The sequence below is a fragment of the Pseudomonas sp. FBF18 genome, from assembly GCF_024261405.1.
Lineage (GTDB): Bacteria > Pseudomonadota > Gammaproteobacteria > Pseudomonadales > Pseudomonadaceae > Aquipseudomonas > Aquipseudomonas palmensis.
The window spans coordinates 100,103-107,657 of record NZ_QKRS01000018.1 but is presented as its reverse complement, the minus strand read 5'-3'; the positions used below and the strand labels follow the sequence as shown (position 1 = coordinate 107,657).

General features: G+C 65.7%; 8 protein-coding genes and 1 pseudogene. 4 read left to right on the top strand and 5 right to left on the bottom strand.

From position 1 onward, the window contains the following. The first annotated feature begins 181 nt into the window (after positions 1-181). Positions 182-343: a DUF2986 domain-containing protein gene (locus DN387_RS22515; RefSeq protein ID WP_078480115.1), complete on the top strand. Its 162-nt coding sequence runs from the start codon at positions 182-184 to the stop codon at positions 341-343. Between the two features lie 10 nt (positions 344-353). Here the strand turns inward: DN387_RS22515 and gcvA are convergent, their stop codons facing one another. Next, a complete protein-coding gene (gcvA, locus tag DN387_RS22510; RefSeq protein ID WP_054915327.1) occupies positions 354-1,241 on the bottom strand; it encodes a transcriptional regulator GcvA in 888 nt (295 codons plus the stop codon). A gap of 129 nt (positions 1,242-1,370) precedes the next feature. Here gcvA and DN387_RS22505 point away from each other — a divergent pair, with 129 nt between their 5' ends. Both DN387_RS22505 and DN387_RS26190 read left to right on the top strand, forming a co-directional pair. Further along, a complete protein-coding gene (locus tag DN387_RS22505; protein WP_235384162.1) occupies positions 1,371-2,006 on the top strand; it encodes a glutathione S-transferase family protein in 636 nt (211 codons plus the stop codon). A gap of 31 nt (positions 2,007-2,037) precedes the next feature. Continuing rightward, positions 2,038-3,074: pseudogene (locus DN387_RS26190) on the top strand (LLM class oxidoreductase). A 3-nt stretch (positions 3,075-3,077) separates the two neighbouring features. Here DN387_RS26190 and DN387_RS22490 read toward each other — a convergent pair. The 3 genes from DN387_RS22490 to DN387_RS22480 form a co-directional block, all read right to left on the bottom strand. Beyond that, positions 3,078-3,728 carry a hypothetical protein gene (locus DN387_RS22490; RefSeq protein WP_054915328.1) on the bottom strand — a complete coding sequence of 217 codons (651 nt, stop codon included), beginning with the start codon at positions 3,726-3,728 and terminating at the stop codon, positions 3,078-3,080. A 42-nt stretch (positions 3,729-3,770) separates the two neighbouring features. Beyond that, positions 3,771-4,502 carry a carbon-nitrogen hydrolase family protein gene (locus tag DN387_RS22485; protein ID WP_054915329.1) on the bottom strand — a complete coding sequence of 244 codons (732 nt, stop codon included), beginning with the start codon at positions 4,500-4,502 and terminating at the stop codon, positions 3,771-3,773. A 127-nt stretch (positions 4,503-4,629) separates the two neighbouring features. Further along, positions 4,630-5,112, bottom strand: a complete 483-nt coding sequence (locus tag DN387_RS22480) for an Lrp/AsnC family transcriptional regulator (RefSeq protein WP_043860522.1) — start codon at positions 5,110-5,112, stop codon at positions 4,630-4,632. 130 nt (positions 5,113-5,242) lie between these two features. Between DN387_RS22480 and DN387_RS22475 the strand changes: the two genes are divergently transcribed. Continuing rightward, a complete protein-coding gene (locus DN387_RS22475) occupies positions 5,243-6,703 on the top strand; it encodes a hypothetical protein (RefSeq protein ID WP_054915330.1) in 1,461 nt (486 codons plus the stop codon). On the opposite strand, the gene DN387_RS22470 is transcribed toward DN387_RS22475, so the two are convergent. Continuing rightward, complete coding sequence (locus tag DN387_RS22470) at positions 6,704-7,513, bottom strand: sulfite exporter TauE/SafE family protein (protein WP_054915331.1); 810 nt, start codon at positions 7,511-7,513, stop codon at positions 6,704-6,706. Positions 7,514-7,555 lie beyond the last annotated feature (42 nt).

The window sequence follows — 7,555 nt, the reverse complement described above, 5'->3', positions numbered from 1 at the left end:
GCCGCGCAGCGCCAGCAAAACCTGCGAACGCGCCCTCAAAGCCCCCCACGCACAACGCTCACGCTTGCAGCGCAACCTTTAGTAAACTCGCCCCACCGGCAATACCGGCAAGGCTCTGCAGAACACCTGCAACCTCCCCGCCATCGCACCGCTTTCAAGCATCTACAGGCCCAGCAGAACCATGAACCGCCAAAAGAAGATCAAACAGATACTCAAGGCCAACGCCAAGAAGGCCAGCGCCAAGCTGGCCCCCAAAAGCAAACCCAAATACATCTGCAAGGCCGACCGACTGAAGCTGGCTGCAGAAGCCGCCGAAACCCCGACCCCCGCCGCCGAAGGCTGAGCCACACCTGTCACGCAGCGCCCGCCTGCTGCGTTATCCACTCGATGAACGCCTGCACCTGCGCCCGCTTCAAGGCCTCTTTGCGCGTTACCAGGTAGTACGCAAATCGCGACGGCCACGGCCTGTCCAGCGCCACCACCAGCCTGCCGTTGTGCAGATCTTCCTGGGCATGGTTGTCCTGCACCAGGGCGATGCCCTGCCCGCTCGCCGCCGCGCGCAGCAGCAACAGGTCTTCATCGTAACTGGCACCGCGCTGGCTACGGCTGTCAGCCTCCACACCATGCGCCTGCAGCCACAGCGGCCAATCCGCTCGCTCGGTGTCGTGCAGCAACGGGTAGTTCAGGCAATCCTGCGGGCTGTTGATCGGCGGCCCCTCGGCCAGCAGCCGAGGGCTGGCCACCGGTAGCAGCACCGGCGCCATCAGCGGGATCGACTCCAGCCCCGGGTACTGGCCCAGGCCATGGCGCAGCGCAATGTCGATGCGCTCGCGCTGAAAGTCCACCAGCCTTGCCGACGCCTCCACCCGCACTTCGATGTCAGGATGCCGGGCACTGAAGTCACCCAGGCGCGGCACCAGCCAGGTGGACGCGAACGACGGCACGGTGCTGATGGTAATCGTTTGCTCGTGGGTGAACGACTCAAGTTCGAGCAGCGCGTTCTCGATCTGCCCAAAGCCCCGCGACAACCCGGGGAAAAGACGTGCGCCGGCATCGCTGAGCTGCACCCCATGCCGCCCCCGTAGCAGCAGCGTGACGCCCAGACGGTCTTCCAGCTGGCGGATCTGCTGGCTGATGGCGCCGGGGGTGACGCCCATGTGCTCGGCCGCCGCCTTGAGGCTGCCCAGCCGTGCAGCTTCGGTAAAGGCGCGCAGCGCCAGCAAGGGTAGAACGGCGCCCATGGCGTATTCCTTGGTTTAGAAAATCTAAAGTCAAAGCGCAGGACTAATCGTTTTAGTCCCAGGCAATCACTCACTAGCATGGCACCCACACCACGCAACGAGCATTAGTCTGCCTGAGGTATGTGCCCTGTGTCCGATCCTGACCTGATTCTCTACACCGACAGTTCCCCAAACGGCTTCAAGATCACCATCGCCCTGGAAGAAATGGGCCTGCCCTACAGCCTGCGCCATGTGCGCATCGATGAGGGCGAGCACCAGCGGCCCGAGTTTCTTGCGCTCAACCCGCACGGTCGCATTCCGGTGCTGATCGACCGCGCCACCGGCATCACCCTGTTCGAGTCCGCCGCCATCCTGCTGTACCTGGCGGACAAGAGCGGCCAGTTGCTTGGCCACGACGCCCCCGAGCGCTGGGCATGCATCACCTGGCTGATGTTTCACAGCGCCAGCATGGGGCCGTTGCTGGGCCAGCGCGTGCACTTCGAATGCTTCGACAGCGTGCCCAACCCTGCCGCCATCCAGCGCTACAGGACCCTCACCGAAGCCACCTTCGTCACCCTCGATCAGCACCTGGCAAACCAGCCGTGGCTGGGTGGCGCCACCTATTCGATTGCAGACATCGCCACCTTCGCCTGGCTGCATATCGCGCAGCTGGTGGGCTTCGACTTCAGCCAGCAGCCCTGGTTGAGCCAATGGTACGCGCAGGTAGAGCAGCGCCCTGCGGTGCAACGCGGCATTCGCCTGCCCGCCCCTGCCACCGGCCCATGAACCCCGACACCAAGGAACAGGCATGAACACCATGACCCACCCCACTGCACCCGCCGTCACCTGCGGCGCGAACGCCGAAGCCTTCGCCCACCATCCCGGCTACCGGCGCATGTTCGCCGCCGATCACCTGACACTGGGCATCTTTCTGCCACTGCGCTTCTACCAGGGCGACATGGCGGTGCTTCACGCCCAGGCGCAGCGTGTGAGCGAGATCGAGCGCCTGGGCTTTGCTGCCGTATGGGTGCGCGACGTGCCCTTGTTCGACCCGGCCTTCGGCGATGCCGGCCAGGTGTTCGACCCCTTCGTGTACCTGGGCTACCTGGCCGCCCATACCCGGCACATCGCGCTGGTCACCGGCAGCGCCATCTTCACCTTGCGCCACCCCATCGACCTGGCCAAGTCTGCCGCCAGCCTCGATCGCCTGTCGGGCGGCCGGTTGGTGATGGGCATCGCGTCGGGGGACAGGGCCGTGGAGTTCCCGGCGTACGGCCTGGCCCATGACCAGCGCGGTGAGCGCTTTGCCCACAGCGTGGACTACTTTCGGCAATTGCTGGCGCAGGGCCCTGCGACCATCGCTCGCCGCTGGGCCAGACGAACGGCACGCAGCTACTGCCACAACCGGTCACCGGGCGCATTCCGCTGATCGTGACGGGGTCGTCGCGTCAATCCCTGCAGTGGCTGGGTGAGCAGGCCGATGGCTGGCTGACCTACCCGGACGCCACCCACACGGCGCAGGGCCCGCTTCGCCTGGCAGAAAAGGTTCGGGCGTGGCGCTCGCAGATCCCCAACGGCGGGTTTCGCCCGCACATGACCAACGAGTGGATCGACCTGGACGAAGACCCCGACTTCCCGCGCACGCCGTTGCAAGGTGGGTATGTGCTCAAGACCGGGCGCAACGGGCTGATCGCGTTGCTTGGCGAATGGAAGGCAGCGGGCGTCAATCATGCGGCGCTGGGCATTCAGATGGCCCGGCGGCCGGTTGGCGAGGTCATTCAGGAATTGGCCGAAGAAGTGTTGCCGCTGTTCCCCACCTTGCAAGGGCCAGCGCCGCTGGCCCAGGGGTGGTAGCACTTATCCGGCGCAGGGGTAGCCCGTTTCGACAGCCGAGGCCACCGCCTCGGCAAAGTCCAGGTCCGGGTTGAGCGCGGCCACCAGGTCGGTGGTCAACGGGGTGTGGTCGTAGAGTTGCTGCACCGCCGCCAATGGCACGGCCTGCTCGTAGTACCACTGGGCAAACTCCACGTAGCCACTGGCCGGTTCGATCAGCAGCGCCAGAAACTCCACCGAGCCATCGTCGAGGTGGTCCGTTGTGACGTTCGGCGCTGCCACCTTCTGCCAGGCCGCGTCGTCAGGGCTTCTCCAGTAGCAGTAGCTCAGCCAGTCCATGCTGAAGGCCGCTTCGTTAAGAAAGGCGGCAAAGGCCGGCGGCACTTGTTGCTGTACGGCCTCGACGAGACGGCTGTCGCCGGCTAACGGGGATTCATGCGCAATCCCCTTGATGGCCGCGCCGAACGACCCGAAGTGCACAAACCATTCATCGCCCGAGCCATTGCGCATCGACGCCATTTCCTCGCCGTCGAACCAGCTCGCGTTGTAGCTGAAGTAGCGGTATTCCCATTCGGGGGAGACGATGGCATCGAGCATGGCCAGGGCCTTGGCGCGCTGGCGCAGCGTGGCGATGTCCGGGAGTGTTGCGGGGTCAAGGGGAATCAAGGCGGGCATGAGTGCTTCCGAAGGTCGACGAATTGGGGTGGCGATGGTGATTCAAGCCAGGCTGACAGTGCCCGCTTCTCCCGTGCGTGTGTCATATGCGACCAGGGCTTGCCGGGTGGCGTCGGCAGTGCAAACGCGCTCGCCATTCGGGTTCCAGACCGCGGACTGGCCTGCACCGATGAAGTTGTCGGCGGGGCCTACGCAGTTGGCCATGATCACGGTCATGCCATGCTTGCGGGCCATTGCCGGGTAATGGTTGCAGGCCAGGTCCACGCCCTTCTGCGACTTGGCCACGCTGGCCAGGTACACCTGGGCACCTGCCGCGGCGGCCTGGTCTGCATGGGCGGGTTGCAAGGATTCGTAGCAGATCGCGGGCACCAGAACATGCCCGCCCTGGCGGAACACCTGCTGCTGGGTACCAGGCGTGAAGAATGGCAGTTCGTCGGCGTGCAGAAGCTGCTTGGAATACACCGCACGTGGCAGCCCTGGCTGGAAGGCGATCATGCTGATCTGGGTGCCCTCCCTCCCCTGGGTTGGCGCACCCACGGCGATGAGCAGGGTGTAGCGATCGCTCAAGGCCTGGAACGCATCGAGGCGGCTGTCGGTGGGCGCCATCGCCAGGCCACCGGCCAGTTCGGGTTCGTAGCCGGTCAGCGAAAGTTCGGGGAAGACCACCACATCGGCTCCCTGGCTTGCGGCGGCGTGGATAGCGTCGATGTGTTGGGCGAGGTTCTTTTCGACATCCCCCGGGGTGGCCGAGATTTGCGCAGCGATCAGCTTCATTCGAGTCTCATGTCCCTTTGTCGACGCGGGCCTATGCTGCACCAACATCGTTACCTTGGAAAGTGTGCGGTGTCGCATCGCAGGTTCTGCTGGCGCTGCGCGCCAGATCGCGGGGCAAGGCCCGCTCCTACAGGCTGGGCACCTGCAACCCGACCTTCACCCGGTCCAGCGCCACAATGGTCTTGAACCAGGTGACATTGGCGTTCTCGGCAAACAACCGCCGCGCCAACGCCTGGTACTCCTGCATGCTGGCCACGGTCAGCACCAGCACGAAATCCACCTCGCCAGTGACGTAGTAGCACTGCTGCACTTCAGGCACCGCAAAGTGCGCCTTCATGGCCTCCAGCGCATCGAGGCTGGTGCGCTCGGCCATCACCTCCACGATGATGGTGATCGGCCGACCCACCGCAGTAGGGTCGACGACGGCGACATTGGCGGTGATGACGCCCCGCTCCTCCATGCGCTTGATGCGCCGCTGCACCGCCGCCGTGGACAGGTTGACCTGCTCGGCCACCAACCGCAGCGGCACGGTGTTGTCGCGCTGCACCAGGTCAAGAATGGCGCGGTCGAACTTGTCCAGCGGCTCAGCCGCTACATCGTGAATGGCCATGGAAACCCTGCGAGAAATTTTCTCGAAAACTACCAGAAATCCGCGCCCCTTTATCTGACAGCGAGAAATATTATCGAGCCCCAGCCTGCAGCCGCAGCCCTGGTCGGGACTCACACAGGATATTGCTCGCATGCTCGCACTGTTTCATCTGTCGCCCGTGCTGCTGGTCACGGCGATGCTGGTGGTGCTGCGCCGCCCACCCGTGCACGCCGCCATCGCCGGTACGCTACTGGTAATGGTGCTGTGGCTGGTCGGTGCTGCCGATACGTGGCGCCTGGGCAGCCTGGTGGCGGCCGCCCAGGACACTGCAGTGCTGTTTGCCAGCACCGCGTTCGTGATCGTACCGGGGCTGGCCTTCGTGATCTTCATCGAGCGCCTGGGCGTGAACCTGGCATTCAGCCAGTGGGTACGCTCGCTCGGGCTCGGGCGCGGCGACCAGGTGGTGTTCATCGTGCTCGGGCTGGCCCCGTTGCTCGAAGCCATGACCGGCTTTGGCGTGTCGTTGATCGCCACCGTGCCGCTGCTGCTCAGCCTGTTCGACCGCCGGGTGGCGCTGCGTATCGCGTTGGCCGGCATGGCGATCATGCCGTGGGGCACGCTGGGCCTGGCATCGGTGATCGGCGCTTCCCTGGCCCATCTGGACGCTGCGGCGCTGGCAGCCACTTCGGCGCTGACCAGCGCACCGGTGTTTCTCGCGCTCGGGGCGATGGCGCTGTACCTGGCCGAGGTTCGCACCTTGCGCGAATGGACGTTGCTGGGCGCTGGCTGGCTGGTATTCGTGGGGGTGCTCTACAGCAGCAGCCGCGGGTTGGGGCCGGAGGTAGCCGGCGTGGCGGCGGGCCTGGTGAGCGCAGCCGCCGTACTGGCCAACGGGCTGCGGCGCCTGCGCAACCACGGCGGCACACGCGGGGCGCGACAATGGCCGCGCCAGGCGTGGCCTTACCTGGTGCTGATCACCAGCATCGTCGCACTCAAGGCGCTGTGGGCCATCACCGGCTGGCAGAACCTGTGGGTCGTCCAGGGCGCCCAGGTCACCTGGAAGCCGCTTGCCTCGCCGGGCGTGGCACTGATCCTGGTGCTGGTGGGCCTGGGGTTTCACGCGCGAAGCGCACCGTCCCTGCCGGTGCCGGGCACCCGCATCGGCACCGCACTGCTGGCCCGGGCAAAGCGGCCCCTGCTGACGATCTTCTTTTTTCTCGCCATGTCGCAGTTGATGGTCAAGGCCGGCTTTCTGGCGGGCCTGATGCAGCTGCTGACCGGCCTGGCACCGGCCGCCGCCTCGTTGCTGGTCGCCCTGCTGGGCGGGTTGTCCGGCTACATGACCGGCTCGAACGTGGGCGGCAATGCGATCTTCATGCCCGCCATCGCCATGCTGCCCGAACACGGCCGCCTGTTGCTCGCGGCGGTGCAGAACAGCGCGGCGGGGCATGCGGCGCTGGGCTCGCTGTCGATCGTGATGCTGATCCTGGGCCTGGCCAGAACCAGCACCAGTGAAGAAGGCGAACTGGTGCGCTTCGGCTTTGCGCTGGTGTGCCTCAACACCGCACTGGTCGCGCTGGCTGCGGTGTTGCTGAGCGTCTGGCTGGGCTAGTCAGGCAACCACCATCACCACCAGCACCACCCCCAGCAGGGCCAGGTAGCACTTCACATGCAGCGCGTCGGGCATGCGCCCGATCCACGGCGCGGCCAGGCGAATGCCGCACCACGAGCCCAGCACCAGCACGGCCAGGGCACGCACATCGATAAAGCCGGCAAACCAGGGCCCCAGCACTTCGGTGCGCCACGCAAGCACGGCGTAGGCGGCAGTACCGGCAATCGCCATCGGCAGCGACAGCGGGTTGGCCGACGCCGTCGCCACGGCCATGCTCGCCCCACGCCTGCGCATCAGCGGCACGCTCATCACGCTGCCGCCTACACCCAGGAATGCGGCCACGGCGCCCATGCCGACACCGATCACGGCGCTGGCTCGACGGCCCAGCGGGCGCATGCCATCGCTTGTGCTCACGGTAAACCCCGGGCGCAACACGGCATCAAGAATGGTCAGGCCAAGGTAGCCGATGAACAGCCAGCGTATCCACGCCCCTTGCACCTGCGTGGCGGCCCATGCGCCCAGCACTGCACCCAGCGCAACGTAACCCAGCAACGGCCGCACCACAGGCCACTGCAAGGTGCGCGCACGGGCATGGCGCAAGGTCGAAAGGCCTGCGCCGAAGATCATCGCCGCCGTGGAGGTGGCCACGGCGATATGCATCGCGGCCTCGCCGATGGCCGACCCCGGCGCATGGCTCACACTGATAAGGGTGAACAGCAGCGGCACCGCCACAAAGCCGCCACCAAAGCCGAACAGCACAGTCGTCACGCCGGCTACCACACCGAACGCACACAGCAGAAACCAGAACATGCATCGCTTCCAACACAAGGGGGGAGCCACACGTTAACGGCC

Excerpts from the sequence above, each read along its gene's own strand:
- DN387_RS22515 (WP_078480115.1), top strand. The coding sequence starts at position 182 with ATGAACCGCCAAAAGAAGATCAAACAGATACTCAAGGCCAACGCCAAG.
- gcvA (WP_054915327.1), bottom strand. The coding sequence starts at position 1,241 with ATGGGCGCCGTTCTACCCTTGCTGGCGCTGCGCGCCTTTACCGAAGCT.
- DN387_RS22490 (WP_054915328.1), bottom strand. The coding sequence starts at position 3,728 with ATGCCCGCCTTGATTCCCCTTGACCCCGCAACACTCCCGGACATCGCC.
- DN387_RS22485 (WP_054915329.1), bottom strand. The coding sequence starts at position 4,502 with ATGAAGCTGATCGCTGCGCAAATCTCGGCCACCCCGGGGGATGTCGAA.
- DN387_RS22480 (WP_043860522.1), bottom strand. The coding sequence starts at position 5,112 with ATGGCCATTCACGATGTAGCGGCTGAGCCGCTGGACAAGTTCGACCGC.
- DN387_RS22475 (WP_054915330.1), top strand. The coding sequence starts at position 5,243 with ATGCTCGCACTGTTTCATCTGTCGCCCGTGCTGCTGGTCACGGCGATG.
- DN387_RS22470 (WP_054915331.1), bottom strand. The coding sequence starts at position 7,513 with ATGTTCTGGTTTCTGCTGTGTGCGTTCGGTGTGGTAGCCGGCGTGACG.